The organism is Ruegeria atlantica (assembly GCF_013033965.1).
Taxonomy (GTDB): Bacteria; Pseudomonadota; Alphaproteobacteria; order Rhodobacterales; family Rhodobacteraceae; genus Ruegeria; species Ruegeria atlantica_D.
Window position 1 is genome coordinate 62,465 of record NZ_WQFE01000016.1, and the last position, 21,854, is coordinate 84,318.

The window sequence follows — 21,854 nt, forward strand, 5'->3', positions numbered from 1 at the left end:
CCTCAAGCCTGGGCGGTTCGGTTATTAAACAGCCTCTCTCGGCCAAGCGATTGCCTCTGATCCAGACCCACGAGGGTCGGGAGCTATTTGCCTCAAGTACGGAGCATCTTGGATCTTAGTGCCGTCCGCGGGTGGTGCCCGAGGCAGGGTTGGCGCAAACCAGTTTCAATGAGGTCGTGCGGGTGTAGTCCGCACCTTCCCTTCCAGTGTTTGGCCGGAGGGAGGCAAGGCCAGCACACAGGTTTTGAGGGCAGCTATGATTAAATCCCATCCCTTTCTTGAGAAGTTCCGTTCGGGGATGATACGCGGTGGGCGTATGACCAAACTGGCGGGTGTGGCCGCCAGCTATGCCCCGCAGTTTGCCGGAACTCTGGTTGTTGCGGGTCCGCTGATGATGTCGGTGTCGAGCGCGGCCCTTGCGGCCTGTGTTGCCAATCCGGCGGGGTCAGGCACGTTTGAATGCAGCGGCAGCGCGACGGTCACGCAGGATCTGAGCCCGCCTGCCGGGCAGGCGCTGGATGTCAGCACGACGGACCAGGTCAGCATCGTGACTACCACCGGAAACGCGCTGCGACTGAACTCGAATGCGGGAATCACCTTCACGGATGACTATGCCTCGACCTTCACCGGCGCCGCCGTCGGAATTTCTGCGACAAACGGGGGCACTGGTTTGGTGTCGATAACCACCGCCGGAGATGTCACTGGCGTGGCATTTCAAGGAATAAGCGCGGTCAACAGCGTTTCGGGCACGGGTCTGACGATTTCGGCAGCGGCGGTGTCGGGTGGTGAGGATGGAATTCATGCACGGAACTTGGGAGCCGGGGACTTGTTGGTGACAGCGACCGGCGATGTCACGGGTACCAATGACGACGGGATATCTGCATTAAATTCTCTTAACGCCGACGATTTCACGATCATGGCGGCAGCAGTTTCAGGCGGTGATACCGGGATATCCGCAACAAACGACGGCAGCGGAGCCTTGTCGGTGACGTCCACCGGAGCCGTCACAGGTTCCAGCGGGGATGGGGTCAATGCATCGAACAGTTCTAACAGCACGGATCTGACGATCACGGCGGCGGCTGTTTCGGGTGGTCAAAGCGGTATTGTTGCACGGAACTCAGGAACCGGGGACTTGTCGGTGACAGCGACCGGCGGTGTCACGGGTACCAATTACGACGGGATATTTGCGCGTAATTTTTCATCCGGCAACGATCTCACGATCACGGCGGCAGCAGTTTCAGGCGGCGACGGTCACGGGATTCTGGCCGACAACAATGGCAGTGGTGCGCTGTCGGTGACGTCCACCGGCGACGTCACTGGTTTGTCTGGAACAGGTATTGTTGCACTGAACTCTACTTTCGGTACCAATCTGACGGTCTCGTCAGCGGCAGTCAGCGGAACCGGGAACGGGATTCAAGCAGGCAATTTCGGCTTTGGTGCGACGACGGTGACCTCCACCGGTACTGTCACGGGCACCAATGACGACGGGATACTTGCGACAAGCTCTCCCTATGGTACGGATATGACGATCACGGCTGCGGCTGTCTCAGGTGGCGATAACGGGATTAACGCACATAACGACGGCAGAGGCGCATTGTCGGTAACCACCACCGGGGCGGTTACGGGCTCGGGAGGCGATGGGGTCAATGCAGGGAACAGTTCTACCGGCACGGATCTGACGATCGCGACAGCGGCTGTCACGGGTGGTCTAAATGGGATTCTTGCGCGGAACTCAGGTGCCGGGGACTTGTCGGTTGCAGCGACCGGCGATGTCACAGGCACCAATGACGACGGGATGTTTGCGTATAATTCTTCATCCGGCGGCGACCTCACGATCACGGCGGCAGCAGTTTCAGGCGGTGATAACGGGATCAACGCACAACACAACGGCAGTGGCGCATTATCGGTAACGTCCACGGCAGCTGTCACGGGTTCCAGCGGGGATGGGATTTTCGCGCAGAAGAATTCGGGCACGGACCTGACGGTCACGGCGGCAGCTGTTTCGGGTGGCCAAAGTGGGATTGTTGCGCGGAACGACGGTGGCGGGGAGTTGTCGGTGACAACGACCGGTAATGTAGCGGGCGCCACTTACGATGGGATATATGCGGTAAACTCTGGAGTCGCCGATGACCTCACGATCACGGCGGCAAAAGTCAGTGGAAACAGATCGGGGGTTTCCGCAAGAAACTACAGCCGTGGTGCGTTGACGATCACAACCAGCGGAGAGATCACAGGCTCCAGATACAGTGGGATTCATGGGCGAAACTTTAATCCTCTCGGCACGGACGTTACGATCAACGCGGCGGCGGCGGTGACGGGTGGCTCCGATGGAATTCGCGCACGGAACGACGGAACCGGGGACCTGTCGGTGACAGCGACCGGCGACGTCACGGGCATCAATGACGACGGGATATATGTGCTTAATTTACGATTGTCCGAGAATCTGACGATTTCGACGGCAAAGGCCAGCGGTAACAAATCGGGGATTGCGGCCTTCAACAGTGGCCGGGGTGCACTGTCGGTGACGTCGACCGGGGTCGTCACGGGCACGAACAACAATGGGATCATTGCGACGAACTTTAGGGGCACGGATCTGACGATCGCGACGGCAGCGGCGGTGACGGGCGGCACCGATGCAATTCGCGCACGGAACTTGGGAACCGGGGACTTGACGGTGACAGCGACCGGTGACGTCACGGCCACCAATGACAACGGGATATTTGCGGAAAACACTTCTGCGGGTACCGATGTCACGATTACCGCGGCGGCGGTGTCGGGCGGTGATAATGGGATTTTCGCGAAAAACGAAGGTACTGGCGCATTGTCGGTAACGTCCACCGGGGCGGTTACGGGCTCGGGAGGCGATGGGGTCAATGCAGCGAACAGTGGCACGGATCTGACGATCGCGACAGCGGCGGTCACGGGTGGTCTAAATGGGATTCTTACACGGAGCTCAGGTACCGGGGATTTGTCGGTAACGTCCACCGGAGACGTCACAGGCACGAACGCCGATGGGATTTTCGCGCAGAACAGTTCGGGCACGGGCCTGACGATCACGGCGGTCGGGGTTGCCGGCTCTGACGATGGGATTTCCGCAATAAACTATGGTGCCGGCGCGTTATTAGTGACGTCCACAGGCGCTGTCACGGGATCTGGTGATAGTGGGATCGAGGCGTACAACTCCTCTGATGGCACGGATCTGACGATCATGGCGGCAGCGGTTGACGGCGGTACTTCCGGAATTAGCGCACGAAGCGCAGGCACTGGTGCCGTGACAGTGACAACGACTGGCGCTGTCACGGGATCCAGCGTTACTGGGATTTATGCGTTTACCTCTTCTGATGGCACGGATCTGACGATCACGTCGGCGGCGGTGTCGGGCGGTTATTACGGAATCTATGCGAAAAACTTCGGCAGTGGTGCGCTGTCGGTCACAACGACCGGGGACGTCATGGGCACGGATCGCTATGGGGTTTTCGCATGGAACCAATCTAACGGCACGGGTCTGACGCTCACGACGGCGGCGGTGTCGGGTGGTCGAACTGGAATTGTTGCACGGAACTTAGGAACCGGGGACTTGTCGGTGACAGCGACCGGCGATGTCGCGGGCACCAATTACGACGGAATATTTGCGATAAACCATTCATCCGGCGACAGTCTCACGATCACGGCGGCAGCAGTTTCAGGCGGCGGTGGTAACGGGATTTTGGCAACAAACTTTGGAACTGGAGCCTTGTCGGTAACCACCACGGCAGCTGTCACGGGTTCCAGCTGGGATGGGATTTTCGCTCAAAACCGTTCTTCCGCGGGCACGGACCTGACGATCACGGCGGCGGCGGTGTCGGGTGGCCAAAGAGGGATTTACGCGGAAAACGAAGGTACTGGCGCTTTGTCGGTAACGTCCACGGCAGCTGTCACGGGTTCCAGCGGTAATGGGATTGAAGCGTTAAACACTTCTGCGGGCACCGATGTCACGATCACCGCGGCGGCGGTGTCGGGCGGTCAAAGTGGGATTGTTGCGCGGAACTTAGGTTCCGGGGACTTGTCAGTTGCAGCGACCGGTGACGTCACAGGCACGAACGCCTATGGGATTTTCGCACAGAACACTTCGGGCACGGATCTGACGATCTCGGCCGCAAAGGTCAGCGGAAACACAGTAGGCATTGGCGCAGTAAACTACGGCAATGGCGCGTTGTCGGTGACGACCACCGGGGATGTCACGGGATCTAGCGATACTGGGATTGAGGCGCTTAATTCTTCTGCGGGCACGGACCTGACGATCACGGCGGCGGCGGTGTCGGGTGGCCAAAGAGGGATTTACGCGGAAAACGAAGGTACTGGCGCTTTGTCGGTAACGTCCACGGCAGCTGTCACAGGCTCCAGGGGTGATGGCATTAATGTGTTTAATAATCGTTCGGGCACGGATCTGACGATCTCGGCCGCAAAGGTCAGCGGAAACACAGTAGGCATTGGCGCAGTAAACTTCGGCAATGGCGCGTTGTCGGTGACGACCACCGGGGATGTCACGGGATCTAGCGATACTGGGATTGAGGCGCTTAATTCTTCTGCGGGCACGGACCTGACGATCACGGCGGCGGCGGTGTCGGGGGGCCAAAGAGGGATCTGGGCTCGAAACCAAGGCAATGGCGCTTTGACGGTAGCATCGACTGGCGCTGTCACAGGCTCAGGTGGCGAGGGGATTTATGCGCGAAATACTTCGGGCACGGATCTGACGATTACGGCAGTCGGGGTTACCGGCTCTAACGATGGGATTTCCGCAACGAACGACGGCAGTGGAGCCTTGTCGGTGACCACCACCGGGGCTGTCACGGGTTCCAGTGACAATGGGATCGAGGCGTACAACTCCTCTGAGGGCACAGACCTGACTATCACGGCGGCTGGGGTCTCAGGCGGTGATAACGGGATTTCCGCAACAAACGAAGGTACTGGCGCTTTGTCGGTAACGTCCACGGCAGCTGTCACGGGTTCCAGCGGTAACGGGATTGAAGCGTTAAACACTTCTGCGGGCACCGATGTCACGATCACCGCGGCGGCGGTGTCGGGGGGCCAAGCTGGAATTGGTGCAATAAACTATGGCGCTGGCGCTTTGACGGTATCATCGACTGGCGCTGTCACAGGCACAGGTGGCGAGGGGATTTATGCACAAAACACTTCGGGCACCGACCTGACAATCACGGCGGTCGGGGTTTCCGGCTCTGACCGTGGGATTTCCGCAACAAACGACGGCAGTGGAGCCTTGTCGGTAACCACCACTGGGGCGGTCACAGGTTCCAGCAGTAATGGGATCGAGGCGTCCAACTCCTCTGCGGGCACTGACCTGACGATCACGGCGGCTGGGGTCTCAGGCGGTTATAACGGGATTGCCGCGGACAACTCCGGCAGCGGCGGGTTGTCGATCACGACAACGGGCGCTGTCACGGGATCTAGCGGAAGTGGGATTGTCGCCTTGTCTTCATCCTTAAGTGCAGGCACGGATCTGACGATCTCGGCCGCAAAGGTCAGCGGAAACACAGTAGGCATTGGCGCAGTAAACTTCGGCAATGGTGACGTGTCGGTGACGACGACGGGACCCGTGACGGGCTCGACTGGAAATGGGATCGTTGCGACGGCCTTTCGCGGTGCGGCCAGCGTCGTCGCGCAGGGTGATGTCACGGCAACTGGCGTGAACAGGAATGGGGTGTATGCAGATGGTGCCAGCGGTGCCGAGGTGACGCTGTGGGGCAGTGTGCAGGGCGGATCCGGTACGGGTGCGGGGGTGTGGCTCGGTGGAAGAGATGGGGAGACCAACACGCTGAATGTAGAGGCCACGGGATCGGTGTCCGCGCTGTCGGGCATGGCGGTCCGGGGCGACGACGCGGATGACGTGGTGAACACCGCGGGCCTGATCACCGGCAATGTCGATCTGGGGGACGGGCGCAACAGGGTTAACATCCTCTCCGGTGGCCGCCTCGATGCAGGCAGCAGCATCAACGTTGGGGATGGCGTTGTGGTGAATGAGGGTACGTTCTCGCCCGGCGGCGACAATGTGATCCAGACCACCACTATAACAGGCGATCTGAGCCAGGAGGCCTCGGGCACGCTTGCGATCGATGTGGACCTGGTGGCCGGAACCTCCGATCAGGTGATCGTTACCGGATTGGCGGAACTGTCCGGGCAGGTGGCGGTCAACCAGCAATCCCCGCTGTCCGTCGAGACCCTGAGCCCGGGCCAGCAGAGCTTTACCCTTGTGTCCGCTGCAGATGGCGCGACGGCTTCCGGATTGACACTCGCAGGGTTCACGGGGTTCGGACCGGCCGTGCAGGCGTCTCTGTTGTTCCCGAATACAACGGATGTCGTGCTGAGCTTCGGGGTGAACTTCACCGATATCGCGGGGCTGAATGCCAACCAGAGCCGGACCAGTGCCGCGCTGAACGAGGCCTTCATGCTGGGCAGCGGCGGCGTTGCCCCTGTGCTGAACGGGCTGCTGGCGGTCACGAACTCATCCGATTACGCGGACGCGCTCGACCAACTGAGCCCGGAGATCTATGGCAACGTGGAAACCGGTGCGCTGCTGTCGTCGCAAGCCTTTGCAGCCAGCCTGCTGAGCTGCGAACAGCAGGCCGGCCCGTTCGCGGCCATCGCCGAAGGCGCGTGTGTCTGGTTGCAACCGCAATACCGCTACCTGGACCACAGCGGCACGACGGAAACCGTGGGCTTCACCGAAAGCGTGACCGGCGTGTCGGGCGGGGCGCAGTTTGAAGTCGCCCCCAACTGGTTTGTGGGCGGTGGGATCGGCTATGAGACCGGTGATGTCAGTGCCTCCAACGGCGCCGACAGCGACTTTGATCGTTACCAGGGCGGTGTCGCGGTCAAATATGTCGACGGGCCCCTGTTGCTGGCCGCCAGCCTGAGCGGCGGGATCAGCAATGATACGGTCACCCGGCAGATCGGGTTTGGCGGCTTCACCGGCACGGCCAGCTCGGATCCGGATACCAAATTCTTCACCGCACAGCTGCGGGCGGCTTATCTGAAAGAGTTTGAGAGCTTCTACCTCAAGCCGATGCTGGATCTGGGCTGGACCACACTGGATCGCGAGGGCGTGACGGAAAGCGGGGCCGGGGCGGCTAATCTGAGTGTCGCGGGTGATACCAGTTCCTACGTCACAATCTCGCCATCGGCAGAGATTGGCAGGGAGTTCGACATGCCCGGAGACCGGTCCCTGCGCGCCTTTGCCAAGGTCGGTGCAACCTACTTTGCCAATGACACCCACACCATCACCGCCGGCTTCGCTGACGCGCCGGCCGGAACCGGCAGCTTCACCAACACCACAGAGCTGGACCGGTTGTTCGGCGATATCGAACTGGGCGCAACATTGTTCGGCTCCGATCGCTTCAACCTTTCCGCAAGCTACCAGGGCCGCTTCTCCTCAAACACAAACATCAACGCAGCAAACCTCAAAATGGAACTCAAATTCTGAAGGCGAAGCAATGGGTCCGGGTGCATCCATATGGAGAATAAGGAGTAATGCGATTGGAACATCTGGGTCGGGATTCCAAACCGACCTAACTAAGCTTCGCGAACTGGCGGCTCGAACTTGATCACGTTTAAGACTAGTGCAGGGGAGACGTTAAGCTCTCAGTCTCCTCCGCTGTACCAATCGCAGTTGCCCAAGATTTTGGAAGCCTTTGGTGACCTAATGCTCATCTACCGCTCGCAATTTTTGCATCGTATTGGAACCAAGACGCTCCGTGGTTTGTCTTGATCGCTTGCCGTTTAATTTGTGGCCTGAGGCTTGGCTGGTGGAAACCGATCAGTATCGGCGGCCAACGGCCAATCCAAGATTGAGATTTACAGTCAACGACACGTTTGATTAGCAGAGTATTATTGTGTGCAACTTACTTAGGAAACAACGGTTTATGAAACGCACGATCATTCTAGCCCTAGCGCTATGTTTGCCATTGATGGCCAAGGCACAGGGACCGACTCTAGTGACGTTAGGTGGCAACCTGGGGACGTCCAACTTGCCTGCACGCGGGGAAGAAGATGGCGGCTTCTTCGGCTATCTTGAGATCACCTACACCGACGGCATGGGCTTTGACGCTACTACACTGGGCTTGCTGGAGCAGAAGGAACTGACCGTGCCCTTTGGCCCGCCGGGCCAGGAGACCAACCGCGCCATGACCGGTCCACGTCTAGCTGATGTGATGGCGCAGGCCGGAGCCACCGGCAAGACTGCCGTTCCCATCGCGCTTGACGGTTACCGCGCTGAGATCAACTGGGAACAGATTGAGCGGTTCGATCCTATATTGGCCACCCATGCCGACCAGAAACCGCTGGCACTTGGTGGCTTTGGTCCGGCCGTGGTGATCTTTCCGGTGGTCGAAGACCCCGCGCTAGCGGAGGAACTGGGCAATCTGCAGGTCTGGGCAGTGACATACATCGGTATTGAATGACCTAAGTTTATTGGTGAGGAATGATGCGTCTGGGACTTGTTACTGCTGCGATGGTTGCAGCTGCGTTTTGCGTTAGTGCGGAGCCGTCTGTCGAACGAGGAGAATACCTCGTAAGAGGACCGGCAGGATGTGGAAACTGCCACACTCCACAAACCCCTAATGGACCTGACATGGAAAATGAATTGGGCGGGTTCATGGTTGAAAAGAACTCCGCTTTCGAAGCTTGGGCCGTAAATATCACACCGGGTGGTCGCGTTGCCGACTGGACTGATGAGGAGCTTGCAACGGCGATCCGAGAGGGAATTCGACCTGATGGTTCTGTGATCGGGCCACCTATGCCGATGACCCTCTATAGGGGGCTTTCCGACGACGACCTCTATTCCATTGTTGCTTTTCTGCGAACGCTGCCAGCCAGCAAAAGGGAAACACCGTTTTCGACGTATAACATCCCGCTTCCTTCTGCCTATGGGCCGCCGGTCGAAAGCGTCACGGCGCCTCCGGTAGCCGTCAGTGTTGAATACGGCGAGTATCTCGCAGGTCCGGTTGCGCATTGCATCGAATGCCATACACCCATGGGTGAAAAGGGTCCTATGTTCAAAACGCATCTCGGTGCGGGAGGGTTTGAATTTCACGGGCCATGGGGTACGTCCGTGTCTTCCAACCTGACAACCCACGAAGATGGTCTTGCCGGTTACACTGACGAAGAAATACAAGTCATGATAGTTGAAGGTATTCGTCCTGATGGGTCCAAGATGCTTCCGCCCATGGGATACCACCACTATGCTGCGATGTCAGAAAACGACTTGGATGCAGTTGTTTTATATTTGCGTCAGCTGCCGCCTATCCCAAATGGGGGTTAAGGGTCGTTCAAATGACTCACTGCGAAATTCAGGTGTTGGATGCAATTCTTTTTGGGTCAGAAATGCTTGAAGTTTGGGTCAAAATTGAATGACGTGATTGACCTGTTTATTGAGGTTTTGACTGTCGACTGAGTCAAATATCAGTGACGTTCCACACTCTTTGTCAGGCGACACATAGTTCTGCCACCAGCGACAGAACATTGCCATTTTCGCCTTACTTCCTTCATCCAGCACCCAGACTGATTTCATTGATCCTAACTTCCTTTTGGGAAAATCAGGGCTGATTTGCAGATCAGACGCCGAAGGCGCCTGTTCCTGCTGATCTGCCACGTGGCGAACGCGGATGGGGGCGAGGCAATGCTATTTGACAATAGTGGTGCGGCCCGCAGGCGTAGCCGAGGACACGGTGTTGTCTAATAGGGTTGCCCGAGGGGGAAGGCAGCGCCTTACCCCTGATGGCCAGGGGCGTTTGGCTTGTCCAAATCCCGCTGCCTCAAAACAAGTGCAGCGGAGCAGGCTGCGCCTTTTCTATTTGCGCAAGAACGCGTTGTTATTCTAATGAATCGGGCGGAAAGCGGAATTTCGCTGCGGGTGCAACGGAGTATCGACAAGCCGGAAAAAGCGGACACTAAGCAGTACTCGTCGAGTTTAGGCATCCCGTCCGGGCTGTGGTTCTCGCAGTTAGTGCTGGCAACTACCAACGCCTGAAGCGTTGAGTATTTTTGTCTGCTACATCAGGAGTTTACGTTTCTAATGCCGATCCCAAAACTAGAGTGGTTGTCGTTGTCGAAACCAGCGCTCCGGCAGGAACTACTTGGAGGATCGTCAACAAGTGCTTTAAAAAGGTTCAGCCTGATATGAATCTGATAAAAGAAGTCTTGGCAAGACCTTGGATTCAGGAAATCGTTGACGCCGAGGATGGATGAAAACGGGACCATTTAAATGCAGATCGTAGGAGGCCTCTATACAGAAATCTGCGTTATTCCAAGTTGGCACGAGGAATTCGGATCTGGAGGGAGGGCGGCCGCTGCGATTTCTACGCTCTCACCGGGAAGTGTGTTCCATACATATGCGAATAATGACAAACAGCCAGGTATAGAGAGGCTTCGGTCGCTGGGATTAAAAGTTCGTCAATCGCCTTGCCGAAATGGGGTAGTGTTTGCATACTTCCACCCTCTTTCGACGCCTCACATTGAACCAGCGCCAGCCAAAATATTCCAAAACGATCCGATCCATCTGGAAGGTAATGCAGTATTGCGCTTCGGTTTCTTGGATGGAGATGCCGTTGTGAAAGCTGAGCGAGCGGTATATGATCCGCAGACCTCCAATGATCTAGCTCCATTCCACAAAAACGGTTCAACAGCGAAGGAGCTTGCGCTTGTTGTAAACGAAGCGGAGGCAATATCGATCGCTCCGAAACTCAACGCCGTAGAGGCGTGTAGAGAGATTATTTTAACAAACTTTGCCAATGTAGTCGTCCTAAAAAGAGGGCCATTCGGTGCAGTTGTTTTTGAGGATAACGGATCGGAGCGATCCATTCCGGCTTACCGATCCGATAGTGTATTTAAAATTGGAACTGGGGACGTTTTTAGTGCCATTTTCGCCTACTATTGGGCTGAAGAACAAAGGCCACCGCCCGAGGCCGCTGATTTAGCCTCACAGTATGTTTCTCGTTATGTTGCCACACGGAGTCTACCAGAACAAAACTTTGGTGACGTCAAATTGGTACCAGTTGGGCAGCCTAATGCGCTGCCACTTCGGCTTGAGGGGAAGGTTGATACAATTGGTAGGCGCTATACTCTGGAGGAGGCATGTTTTCGCCTTAGGGAGTTGGGGGTGGAGGTTGTTTGCCCATTGATTGATGGACCTCGAAGTTTTGACGAAGATTGGGGATCGCTTCTTGTACTTTCAGATCAACTAGAAGAACCTGCGATACAAAGATGCATAAAAGCCGTGAGCGACGGCCGGTTTGTAACGCTGCTATTGGAGATCAGTGACCGGCAATCGATGCTGAAGCTCGTGGACGAAGGCGTGAATGTCACATCTGACTTCGCAACTGCCCTGTATCAAGCATGTTGGTCTACATGCAATGTCTGAGTAAATAGTAACCCACCTAGGCAAGAACGCTCTCGCGTTTTTTTGAGAAACGCTGTTAAACTCTAAGGCGAGTGAATTAAGGTGTGACATTTGGCCGATATTTGTTTGATCTACTCCAGCACTGATTTCTCGCTGGTTGAGGAACTTGTGAAAATTCTAAGGCAACGTTGGACGGTCTGGTGGGATGACGATGCAGCGGGCAGATTCCAAGAAGTGATACCTCCTGAAGTTAAGAAAGCACCATGTGTCTTACCGATATGGTCGGCAGCTGCCAGATCTAGTAATCGAGTCTACAGCGAGCTTGAAATCGCACAAAAGGCTGGCGCCGCGCTTATCCCGGCTCGCATAGAAGAATGCGAGGCTCCAGACTATTATGCAGAGTGGAGCACAGTTGATCTAATAGGTTGGAATGGCGAGGCAGACCATCCTGGGCTTCGCCAATTGCAAAGGAAGATTTCAAAGGTGGTTGCTCCCAAAAGCCCACCTGAACGAACAACCCTCTTGGCAGACAACTTAGTGCGACTTCCAGTATTGTTCCATTCGACTTCAACCTACGAGACCCGGCTGGACCCATTTGAGGCGGTTGAGCTGTTAACCCTTTTTGGAACTGGAGCTACCGCCCCCAAAGACGAGACTAGGTGCCAAACAGTTCTGGTTTCTGCATACGATCTCGTCGATAGAAACTATCCAAGAGGCAAAGATAAGAAAGAGCTCCGCAAACTGAGGAACCGGATCAGGGAATTCTCCAAGCGTGGTGGATTCGTGATGGTGGACTCAGGAAATTACGAAGCAGTAAGACTCGATGACAAAACGTGGTGCCGTTCTGATTTTAGTGAGGCTTTATCGAGTATTCCTCACAACTGGGTACTTTCCTTCGACTATTCGGAACCAACTTCGCATGAGCCCCCGCAGCGAAGTATGTATTCGTCTGCGGCGAAGATCATCGAACAGTCAAAGCTTGATCAAAAACTAACCTCGGCACCCATTATTCCGATTGTTCACTCTCCAAAGGCGAAAAGTGGTTACGGGCACGACCTTCAAGACCTGCCAAAGGTTGTCAAACAAATTGCTGAAGAGCTACAACCTCCGATGATTGCTGTGCCTGAGAGAGAGCTTGGCCCTGGCATTTTTGAATGCGCAACCACGCTGGGCAGCATCCGGAAAGAACTTCAGACGCTTCCTTTCTACCAACCGATTCACGTTCTGGGAACCGGAAACCCTATCAGCATTGTGATATATACCGCCGCAGGCGCGGACAGTTTTGACGGGCTCGAGTGGTGTAGGTATGTTGTAGATGCGAAAGCTCGGACGCTTCACCATACGCAGCATTTTGATTTTTTTGAATACCAGGGCTTGATGGCAGATTCAAAGATCACTCAAGATGCAATTCGTTCGGCAGGTGACGAAGATATAGGAATTTCAGGGAAGGTTGGTCTACACAATTTGGATTTTTATGCAAATTTCTTAAACGGGCTAAGAATACATACAGATGATGGAAGGTTAGAAGTCTTTGCAGAACGCGTGCTGGGTGAAGAGAAGGTGAGCCAATCCAAAACTAAAATCCCAGGACTATTTCGATGATGAGCCCCCACCAAAATAGAATTGTTGCTGCGGTTCAAGCAGTACATACCGATATTGAGAAACAGATCGCGGCTCGCAATTCGCAACTGGATGAAGCAGGATTGTGGTATGAGCTTTCTTGCTGCATTTTGAGTAGCCAAGTTCGGTATGATCTAGCCGTTTCAGCTGCTGATAGTATCGCCGAATCCGGTGTCTTGCTGAGCGGCAATCGACATGAAGACGAGTTGTTCCAAAAGCTATTGGTGCTCTTGAAGAAGCCGCTCCGAGTAGGTGATCAATGGAAGAGGTACCGCTTCCCGAACAAACGGGCTGATCAGCTCTCAAAGCTTGCGGCTCGCGTGCATTTAGAAGCAGAAAATCTCAGTGAATTGTTAACTACTATCAGTGAACCAGAAGAAGCTCGAAACTGGCTGGTTACCCATGCACCGGGCATTGGGCCGAAACAGGCAAGTATGTTTCTTCGTAACATATACCACAGTTTTGACCTCGCGATCATTGATAGACATGTAGTGGACTATATGAAGATTATGGAAATCTATGACCCTAACAACGGCTCAATCTCTACATTACGAACATATCGAAAGCATGAGGCTGTAATGACTGCACACGCTTTAGGAATGGGCGTCAAAGTTGGACTTCTCGACTGGGCGATTTGGGTAGTAATGCGGGTCTTAAAGAATATGGAAAAGGAGCTCTTAGCAGCATGAGTATCGTCAGCCTAGTATCTGGGGGGTTGGACTCAACGCTTATGGCAAAATTGGCGGATGAAGAAGGTGTTCAACAGTTTCCGCTCTTTGTTGACTATGGCCAAATATCCCGCGATCTCGAACTTCAGGCATGTATCAATGCTATGTCAGATTTGAGCCTCCCAAAACCGAATGTCGCCAATCTTGGTGGGTATGGTGAGCTCATCCGTTCGGGTTTAACAGACAAAAGCCTCCACATCGCTGATGATGCATTTACGCCGGGTAGGAATATGTTGTTTCTGCTAACAGCAGCGGCCTACGCGAGTCAGGTCTCAGCAGATGGAGTTTCAATCGGTTTGTTGCATGAGGATACCAGCTTATTTCCAGATCAAACAGCAAGATTTCTGAGTGAAGCTGAAAACATGTTACGATGCTGCATGGGGCGCGACATAAAAGTTCTCGCCCCGCTTTCAATGTTTCACAAAATAGAAGTCGTCGAACTTGCTCGTCAAAAAGGCATAAGAGACACTTACTCATGCCACGCCGGAAATCTAGAGCCGTGTGGGGAGTGCATTGCCTGCAATGAGTTCAAATTTGAAGGGGGATCATGATGGGCGGAGGCAGCGGCGGCGGTTGGAACACACTAGGCAACATCAGTGCTCTCGAAGAGAAGGCCAAACGCTCCCTACAGGGCGGAAAACGGAACGTATTCATCAGCTTTGCTACTGAAGATTTGGATGAAGTGAATTTGCTTAGGGCAAATGCCAAAAATGACAATAGCGACATTGAGTTCAATGATCACTCTGTTCGAGTTCCTTACGATAGTGAGCGAGCCGAGTACATTCGGCAGAAAATCACGGAGCGTATCGAACGCAGCTCAGTCTGTGTTGTCCATCTCTCAGACAACACTGCTCAGAGCCAATGGGTGAAGTGGGAGGTGGAGAAAAGCCTCTCTCTTGGCAAGACAGTTATTGCTACTCACACTAAAGATGGAAAACCTGCTAAGATGCCTGAATGGGTTTCGAAAAATAATCTAAAAACAGTCACTTGGTCAGACCTGCCAAATGAATTGAGGTAAGACGTTGATGGACTACTTCTACTACGTGTTCAGTGTTGATCTTTTCGTTTGCTTCTGAGGCGTTTTTGCGAGGTTGTAACCGTCGTGTCTAGAATGTCTTTCGCTTGTTTACTTCCCTTGAAAGCTTTTCGTTTTCAGTCAAACTACTCGTCAAAATTCATATTCAGCTACATATTGGGCCTCAAATCGCTCCCGAATATGCGTTTCAAACTGAAACCCATTTAATAAGTCGGTAGGGACACATGACGACAGTTATCTTTGTGCATGGCATTTCAAACATGCCAGAAAAAGACGTTCTGATCCATCACTGGTACAGTGCACTTGCCACAGATTACGCCGGAAATGAAGGTATTGACCTTAAAACCAGTGCACACCTTAAATCAGTGCACTGGGCGGATATCATGTACGCGGCACCTTTAGGTTTGGCGTCAATTGCTGAAAGTTCTGAGTTGTCATTGGAAAGCACGGGGGCTCTTTTAAGCGGGGGTCCTGATTTGGGTGAGGTAGATGACGCGTTCTTACGCACATTTGCGGAAAACATGAATGTTGCCCCAGAAGACCTGCTTGATAGCGAGAGGCTGCCACTGCCATCGGATCTTTCTGGAATCGAAGCAGAAGCAATTCCGTTGCCCTGGTTCCTAAAAAAACCGTTGATGCGTGCGGCTGTTAGAGACACGCATCATTACCTTTACAACGTAGCTCATTCACCGCGCCCAGGCGAGACATACAAAGTTCGAGATGTAATCCGCCGTAGATTCGTTGACGAGCTGAAAGCCGCTGAAACTCGCGGGCCAATTATTCTAATCACCCACTCTATGGGAACCGTGATCGCATATGACTGCCTAAAGAACGTGCCAGATTGTCCCCAGATCAAGCATCTGATGACAGTCGGGTCCCCCTTGGGGTTGTCAGAAGTACAGACACATTTGAAGCCAGGCTACACTCGCCAAGATGGTTATGCCTACGAAAAAATCGATCTTCGCTGGGTAAACATTTTTGATCCCCTGGATATTGTCGCGCGTGCTGATCCGAAATTACGCGACGACTATTTAAAAAGCGGCGGCGAAGTCGTCGAGGACGTTCGACAAAACAATGGTGGGCTCTGGACCCACTCATTCACGAAGTATGCGCCCAAGAAGACAATGCGTGATGTGTTGCGGGAGCTTCTCTAGATGTCTCATCTCGACGATGAAGTCTTACAATTCATAGAACGGGCACAGGATGGCCTACGTTCAGCTTCAGCCAAGTCGCTTCGTAGCTTAACCCATCGACTACTGGAGCAAGAAGATGATGCGCTGAGTGATGATGATCTACAGATGGTTGTCAGTGTCTCTATGAAGGAGCGGTTTTTTGAAGAAGTAGATGCTTTTCTAGAAAGCATGAACGTTGCCAATCGATTATCAAGCAAGAACCGGCTCGATTTGGCACAAGTGTCCATTGAACTAGGCAGGTATGGTTCTGGGATCGCGCTCCTTGACGTTTTGGGAATTGAATTTGCAGATGATCCAGACCTATTTGCAGAGGCTAAGGGTATTTCTGGCAGAGCGCATAAGGACCTCTTTTTAAACGCACTGAAAGGAAATCGCGTTGCAGCCAAGCTGCATTTGGAAAAGTCCCTTCAGAGATACAAAGAAGGCTGCACCGGTGCCGCAGAAAAACGCAACTGGCTGATTGGCAATCTGCTCGCAGTGGGTACACGTGCAAGGATCGAAGGGTTCGAATTGCCGTTTGAGTTGGACCTCGACGCGCTTGCAGACGAAATTGAAGAAAGCACATCGAGACTGCCTGAGGAAGATCGTGGATTCTATGTTTGGTCATCTCTCGCAGAGGCCCGGATTAGCCGAGAAGACTGGAGCGGAGCCTCTGATGCGGTCAATGCAATGTTAGCGACGAAGGACGTAGATGTTTTCAAACTCAGTTCGACGCTGCGGCAATTTAAAACGGTTTGGGCGCTGCCGCGCTCGACGGAAGAAGCGAAGCTGCTTGTGACCGGCCTTGAACGAACAGTTCTAATTCAGGCGAATGGCGAAGTTCATATGGATGCTAGTGATATCAGGCGTCAACGTCAAACCGACGAGAGCGATCTCGAGGCTCAGTTCTCGAATGCGTTGTTACGTGGTCGCGGGTGGATGCTAAAGTTTCTAGAGATGGGCAACAGTATAGTTTCAGTTGTAGATCTGCATTCTGGTGAGGTGCGCGGGACGTGTTGCATAGTGAATGGAGGCGATCTCGCACCTCAGCTCGAGGGTACGCTTTTAGGGCTTACCAATGACCACGTGGTAAGCGAATATCCGCAGGAATATGAAACTTTACGACCACTTCGCCCACAAGATGCTGCAGTCCGGTTTACCTTGTCAGACAATCCTAAGCAGGATTATGAAATCGATGAGGTAATATGGTCATCCCCTTTCCGACATCACGACGCCTGCTTGTTTTCGTTCAAGGATACACTGCCCATCGAAACGTCTAATTTTGAGCTGATTAAGTACTTACCGCCAGCACCTCAGGATCCCCCGGCAGAAGTATTCGTTATTTCACATCCGAACCCCGATGAGCCTTCCTACTCGTTTCAGAATACAGATCTCTTGATGCACGATGGAGACACACGGGGCGCTGATACACTTTTGCCGGGGCGGCTGCATTACACGACAGGTACTATTAAAGGTAGCTCAGGTGGTGTTGCGTTGAATGCCAAACTTAAGATGATTGGGCTGCATCATGCGGGCAGCGAACAAATGGAACGTATCGATGGTGAACCAGGCTTTCATGCTGCAAACGAGGCTATTTGGATAGTCGCGATCTTAAACGCCTTTCGAGCGGACTTCGAACAAGGGCGAACTCGATCTAGCACAGCTGAGCAGGCTTCATAGCCGTAACGCTGCTTGATATGAGTGTTCTCTACGGTCCGCAACACTGCAATGATTGCATTGGCCGTGGGGCCAACCCCGTGACCACAGCACCATGCACACGTCAACCGTCTTCTCGCCAGCTTCCTGTTCCTTGATCATCTGAATGATCTGTTCGTCGGTGAATCTCGTCTTCATTTGTCCGTCCTTCAGTTGGCCGGACTCTACACAAAGCTGGAGGAGATTCAGGGGCTCAGGTCAGTGGTCACAAGCCTATAGGGCCCAGCTGGCCCGAGGCCGCAAAATCGGACAAATTATGGAACATTTGTGAACATTAATTCGGAGCTCGGTGATCCCAAGTTCTTGCGAGGTCCATGAGACGTTGATCAGTTCGTAAGTTGAGCGAACGCATCTCCAGTCACTGAGCTTAAAAACTGCGTTGATCGCTGGTTTGGTGCCGGTCCTGACGTATCGGACTCCAATCGGTTGCGATACGTCAGAGAATGTGCCGCGAAGCAACGCTGCTTGCACGGGCTTCGTCCCAAAAAGTGTCGGCCGGGATCAAAGGAACGTAAACTGGTCTTCCGTCAGAGAGGCGATACTTATCCCCTCAACTTCAACGGAACCGTTGGTCCACTCGACCCGCGTACCAGAGCCTGTATCGACAAAGCTGAGATCCGAGAATGTGGCGCCCCGCAGTTCAATCAAATCCACACCAAGCTCAAAGTCCGTGATGCGGTCCGCGCCCTGGCTGACAGATGCGTGGAAGATGAACTCATCTGCACCGGTTCCGCCGGTCAGGACGTCGTCGCCGCTGCCCCCAAAAAGGCCATCGTCACCATCATCGCCATGGAGGGTATCATTGCCGCTGCCGCCATGCAGGAAGTCGCTGCCATGGTTTCCGTGAACGATATCATTGCCACCTCCGGCAAGGATCAACCCGTTCCCGTTGCTGGTGTCGCTTATGCTGTCGTCTGAATCTCCCGCTTCTCCCACAAACAGGCCCTGAAACACCGGCCCATTGGATTCAAAATCAAACAGCTCGATTTTGTCGGCGCTGTAGATGTGGAACTCGTCGCCATCGCTGTCGGTCAATTCCAGTCGGCGTGTCCCGTCTTCCGATTGGTGCCAATGGCCCGAAAGATCAATGAGAGAGATACCCTGGAAGAGAATCCTGTCAGCATTGGACGTCGACTGCTGCTCGTCAACAAGAACGTTCCCGGACTCGGCGGATATGACATACGTGTCATTGCCCGCACCCCCATAGAGGGAATCCCAGCCATCGGCGCTGCCCCCATTGAGCCAGTCATCGCCGCTGTTACCAAACAGGCGGTCATCCCCTTCGCTGCCGTAAACACCGTCGTTGCCATCGCCGCCATAAAGCGTATCGTTGCCACCTTCGCCCCGCAGATGGTCATTGCCTGCATTGCCGTGGACGATGTCGTTACCGCCGCCTGCAAAAACCAGGCCATTCCCGGAGCTGGTGTCATTGATTTCATCATCGGATGTGGCTGTCTGCCCTAGGAACAACCCGGAGAACACCAGGTTGTCGCTCCCGAATTCCCAACGCTCGATCTGGTTTGCGTTGTAGATATGGAGTTCGTCCTGATCCGCCAAATGCGTCAGTTCTATTCGGGAGTTCCCACTGGACCATTTGGCCGAGATATCCCAGATCGACAGGTCGCGGAACAGGATCCTGTCACCTGTTGAACTGGAAGACATCTCGTCGAGATACGTATCCCCCGAGGCTTTGGTGAAGACGTAGGTATCGTCGCCATCACCGCCGTGTAGCGCATCCCAGCCTGTGCTGCTTCCTGCACTTCCTTCCAACACGTCTGCGCCGTTGCCGCCCCAAAGCTCATCCGCCCCGGATCCGCCAAACAGCGAGTCATCGCCATCACCGCCGTACAGCTTGTCATCGCCATCGTCGCCCCGCAAAAAGTCGCGCCCCTCATTGCCATGAACCACGTCATTACCGGCCCCGGCAATGACCAGCCCGTTGCCCGGGCTGGTATCGGTGATCACGTCATCAGAGACACCCTCGCCGCCAATGAAGACTCCCGCAAAATTCCAACCGTCCTGCTCAAACTCCCATCGTTCAATTTTGTCGGCGTTGTAGATGTGGAAGAGATCCCCGTCCTTCTCTGACAGTTCCAGATAAGTCTTGCCTTCGTAACTGCCCCAGCGCGCCTGCAAGTCCCAGATCCCAATACCTTTGAAGAGGATCAGGTCGCCAGAAGAGGAGGCATCCTCTTCGTCGATGGCAACATTTTTCGACCAACTGCCAACAACATAGGTGTCATCACCCGCGCCGCCGTAGAGCACATCCCAGGTGTCTGCCGAGCCTCCGTCGAGCCAATCGTTGCCATTTCCGCCAAACAGCTGATCGTCGCCCTCACTCCCATAAACACCATCGTTTCCGTCACCACCATACAGCTTGTCATCACCGTGTTCGCCGCGAAGGTGGTCGTCCCCGTCATTGCCATGAACAATGTCATTGCCAGATCCGGCCAGGATAAGCCCATTGCCCTGACTGGTGTCGTTGATGACGTCATCCGACACTTCTGACGCGCCCACAAACCAACCGGAAAAGCTCAGATTGTCCTTTTCAAACTCAAAGAGCTCGATCGTGTGTGCATTGTAGATGTGAAGCTCGTCCAGATCCTCAACGTCTGTCGCCTCGATCTTGACGAACCCATTGGACCAATGGGCCGTAAAATCCCAGATGGACATGTCTTTGAACTGGATACGGTCAGCCGTTGAACTGGCGGTGTATTCGTCAATGTAAGTGTTTCCGGACGCGCGCGAGAAGATATAGGTATCGTCACCTTCCTCCCCATGCAGGGCATTCCACGTGTCGCTTTCTCCGCCCTCAAGAATGTCGTTGCCGTCATTTCCCCACAAGACGTCATCGCCATGGCCGCCAAGCAGAACATCGTGACCGGCACCTCCACGTAAGGTGTCGTCGCCTGAGCCGCCTGTCATGAAGTCCTGACCGTCGCCCCCGTGGAGCGTATCGTTTCCTATATCGCCATGGAGCGTATCGTTTCCGGCCCCGCCGGTCACAGTGTCGTTGCCTTTCCCGGCAGAAATAAACACGTTTCCGGATCCGGCCCCCGCAGTGATCGTGTCCGCACCATCACCACCATAGGCGGCCTCAACATCATGCTCTTTCAGCTCCAGCGTCACGGGTTCGCTTCCTGTCACCCGGATCGTGTCGATCCCGTCACCGCCATTCACATGGCCGGTCGTCAGATCGTCCTTGTCAACGAACAAAACATCATCACCCGCGCCACCCTGCAGATCATCCGCACCAGCGCCTCCGATCAGGACATCATTCCCGTCACCGCCAAGAATGTAATCGGTTCCGTTCCCACCCTTAAGCACGTCGTGGTTACTGCCGCCCCAGACGGCATCATTGCCGTCCCCGCCGGACAGCTCGAGCCGCCGGTCTGAGGTTGTGCCATCAAGGCGGTTGTCCCTTGCGTCGCCAATGACCTCGTCGACCTCCTGAGAACCAACGAAATAGTCTTTGGAATCCGCGCCGGTAATAGTGACCGTATTGCGATCACCAAACTGTTGGGTCCCGTTGGTCTCGAACTCGACACTGCGGGCAATCAACAGCAAAAGTTCGCCGCGTGTTACGTGACCGTCCTGCAGATGGCCCTGCCAGAGCAACAGGTCCGAATTTGACGGCTCCTTGCCAAAGGCATTCTGGTAGACGCGTCGCACAAAATCAGCGTCGCTGACCTCAGCAAGATCCGTCGCCGGATCCGGGTCTGGAAATACAGTATCCTTGGCCAGCTCTGTCGCGAGGCCGAGCAGAGACTGCGTGCCGTCAATGGCGTCTTTTGCGATCAGGTCGAGCTGCTCGTCCGAGAAGTCTCGATCGTAGAGAGATCCCAACAGTTTCCGGACGACATCCAGAACATAACTTTTGTCGAGGGAGCGTTCCGCCTGTACCTCGTTCAGAACCACATCAAAGTTGTTGGTCGACATATGGCCGTTGCCGGCCACGATGTGCTCCGAGCTTTCCGACAGGTTAGCTGCAAAAGCGGCCCGGCTGATTGTGCCGTCGGACAGTTGCGACAATCCTTGTGCAAACTCCTCCAGGCTGGCACCCCGGCCCAACGCATTGACGTAAGCCTGATCGATAAAGGCCGCATTGGTGATTTCCGGGTAGCGCGCCTTGAACTCGTCCGACTGCAGCAGCTCATTGGCCAGGCTTTCGATATTCAATTCGCCATTCTGGA

At 54.5% G+C, this 21,854-nt stretch carries 13 protein-coding genes; 11 read left to right on the forward strand and 2 right to left on the reverse strand.

Annotated elements, in window-relative coordinates; all coding sequences use genetic code 11:
• Positions 1-256 precede the first annotated feature (256 nt).
• The 11 genes from GOW16_RS21485 to GOW16_RS21535 all read left to right on the forward strand — a co-directional run bounded on the left by GOW16_RS21485 (position 257) and on the right by GOW16_RS21535 (position 17,625).
• On the forward strand, positions 257-7,477 hold the full coding sequence (locus GOW16_RS21485; RefSeq protein WP_170419454.1) for a hypothetical protein: 7,221 nt from the start codon (positions 257-259) through the stop codon (positions 7,475-7,477).
• A 439-nt stretch (positions 7,478-7,916) separates the two neighbouring features.
• On the forward strand, positions 7,917-8,453 hold the full coding sequence (locus tag GOW16_RS21490) for a hypothetical protein (protein WP_170419456.1): 537 nt from the start codon (positions 7,917-7,919) through the stop codon (positions 8,451-8,453).
• Between the two features lie 170 nt (positions 8,454-8,623).
• Positions 8,624-9,313: a c-type cytochrome gene (locus tag GOW16_RS21495; protein ID WP_254429870.1), complete on the forward strand. Its 690-nt coding sequence runs from the start codon at positions 8,624-8,626 to the stop codon at positions 9,311-9,313.
• Positions 9,314-9,787: 474 nt separating this feature from the next.
• Positions 9,788-10,021, forward strand: coding sequence for a hypothetical protein (locus GOW16_RS21500; RefSeq protein WP_170419460.1), 234 nt, complete (start codon positions 9,788-9,790; stop codon positions 10,019-10,021).
• Between the two features lie 234 nt (positions 10,022-10,255).
• Complete coding sequence (locus tag GOW16_RS21505; protein WP_170419462.1) at positions 10,256-11,410, forward strand: carbohydrate kinase family protein; 1,155 nt, start codon at positions 10,256-10,258, stop codon at positions 11,408-11,410.
• Positions 11,411-11,500: 90 nt separating this feature from the next.
• Complete coding sequence (locus GOW16_RS21510) at positions 11,501-12,991, forward strand: toll/interleukin-1 receptor domain-containing protein (protein ID WP_170419464.1); 1,491 nt, start codon at positions 11,501-11,503, stop codon at positions 12,989-12,991.
• Positions 12,988-13,698, forward strand: coding sequence for an 8-oxoguanine DNA glycosylase (locus GOW16_RS21515; protein ID WP_170419466.1), 711 nt, complete (start codon positions 12,988-12,990; stop codon positions 13,696-13,698). The genes GOW16_RS21510 and GOW16_RS21515 overlap by 4 nt, the downstream gene beginning before the upstream one ends.
• The gene (locus GOW16_RS21520) at positions 13,695-14,288 is read left to right on the forward strand and encodes a 7-cyano-7-deazaguanine synthase (protein WP_170419468.1); all 594 of its coding nucleotides are present in this window, start codon (positions 13,695-13,697) and stop codon (positions 14,286-14,288) included. Before GOW16_RS21515 ends, GOW16_RS21520 begins: the two co-directional genes overlap by 4 nt.
• Positions 14,288-14,755 carry a TIR domain-containing protein gene (locus GOW16_RS21525; protein ID WP_170419470.1) on the forward strand — a complete coding sequence of 156 codons (468 nt, stop codon included), beginning with the start codon at positions 14,288-14,290 and terminating at the stop codon, positions 14,753-14,755. Before GOW16_RS21520 ends, GOW16_RS21525 begins: the two co-directional genes overlap by 1 nt.
• A 242-nt stretch (positions 14,756-14,997) precedes the next feature.
• On the forward strand, positions 14,998-15,927 hold the full coding sequence (locus GOW16_RS21530) for a hypothetical protein (protein ID WP_170419471.1): 930 nt from the start codon (positions 14,998-15,000) through the stop codon (positions 15,925-15,927).
• On the forward strand, positions 15,928-17,625 hold the full coding sequence (locus tag GOW16_RS21535) for a S1 family peptidase (protein ID WP_170419473.1): 1,698 nt from the start codon (positions 15,928-15,930) through the stop codon (positions 17,623-17,625).
• Here GOW16_RS21535 and GOW16_RS23120 read toward each other — a convergent pair.
• Both GOW16_RS23120 and GOW16_RS21540 read right to left on the reverse strand, forming a co-directional pair.
• Positions 17,620-17,799, reverse strand: a complete 180-nt coding sequence (locus GOW16_RS23120) for a transposase (RefSeq protein ID WP_368039951.1) — start codon at positions 17,797-17,799, stop codon at positions 17,620-17,622. The two genes, GOW16_RS21535 and GOW16_RS23120, sit on opposite strands and share 6 nt — an antisense overlap.
• Positions 17,800-18,162: 363 nt before the next feature.
• Positions 18,163-21,854 (reverse strand): DUF4214 domain-containing protein (locus GOW16_RS21540; RefSeq protein ID WP_217354710.1); only part of this gene is annotated, 3,692 nt, incomplete at its 5' end.

What these genes read in the sequence shown, in the direction of transcription:
- GOW16_RS21490 (WP_170419456.1), top strand. Translation starts at nt 7,917, where the DNA reads ATGAAACGCACGATCATTCTAGCCCTAGCGCTATGTTTGCCATTGATG.
- GOW16_RS21495 (WP_254429870.1), top strand. Translation starts at nt 8,624, where the DNA reads ATGGAAAATGAATTGGGCGGGTTCATGGTTGAAAAGAACTCCGCTTTC.
- GOW16_RS23120 (WP_368039951.1), bottom strand. Translation starts at nt 17,799, where the DNA reads ATGAAGACGAGATTCACCGACGAACAGATCATTCAGATGATCAAGGAA.
- GOW16_RS21505 (WP_170419462.1), top strand. Translation starts at nt 10,256, where the DNA reads ATGCAGATCGTAGGAGGCCTCTATACAGAAATCTGCGTTATTCCAAGT.
- GOW16_RS21515 (WP_170419466.1), top strand. Translation starts at nt 12,988, where the DNA reads ATGATGAGCCCCCACCAAAATAGAATTGTTGCTGCGGTTCAAGCAGTA.
- GOW16_RS21525 (WP_170419470.1), top strand. Translation starts at nt 14,288, where the DNA reads ATGGGCGGAGGCAGCGGCGGCGGTTGGAACACACTAGGCAACATCAGT.
- GOW16_RS21535 (WP_170419473.1), top strand. Translation starts at nt 15,928, where the DNA reads ATGTCTCATCTCGACGATGAAGTCTTACAATTCATAGAACGGGCACAG.
- GOW16_RS21530 (WP_170419471.1), top strand. Translation starts at nt 14,998, where the DNA reads ATGACGACAGTTATCTTTGTGCATGGCATTTCAAACATGCCAGAAAAA.
- GOW16_RS21520 (WP_170419468.1), top strand. Translation starts at nt 13,695, where the DNA reads ATGAGTATCGTCAGCCTAGTATCTGGGGGGTTGGACTCAACGCTTATG.
- GOW16_RS21485 (WP_170419454.1), top strand. Translation starts at nt 257, where the DNA reads ATGATTAAATCCCATCCCTTTCTTGAGAAGTTCCGTTCGGGGATGATA.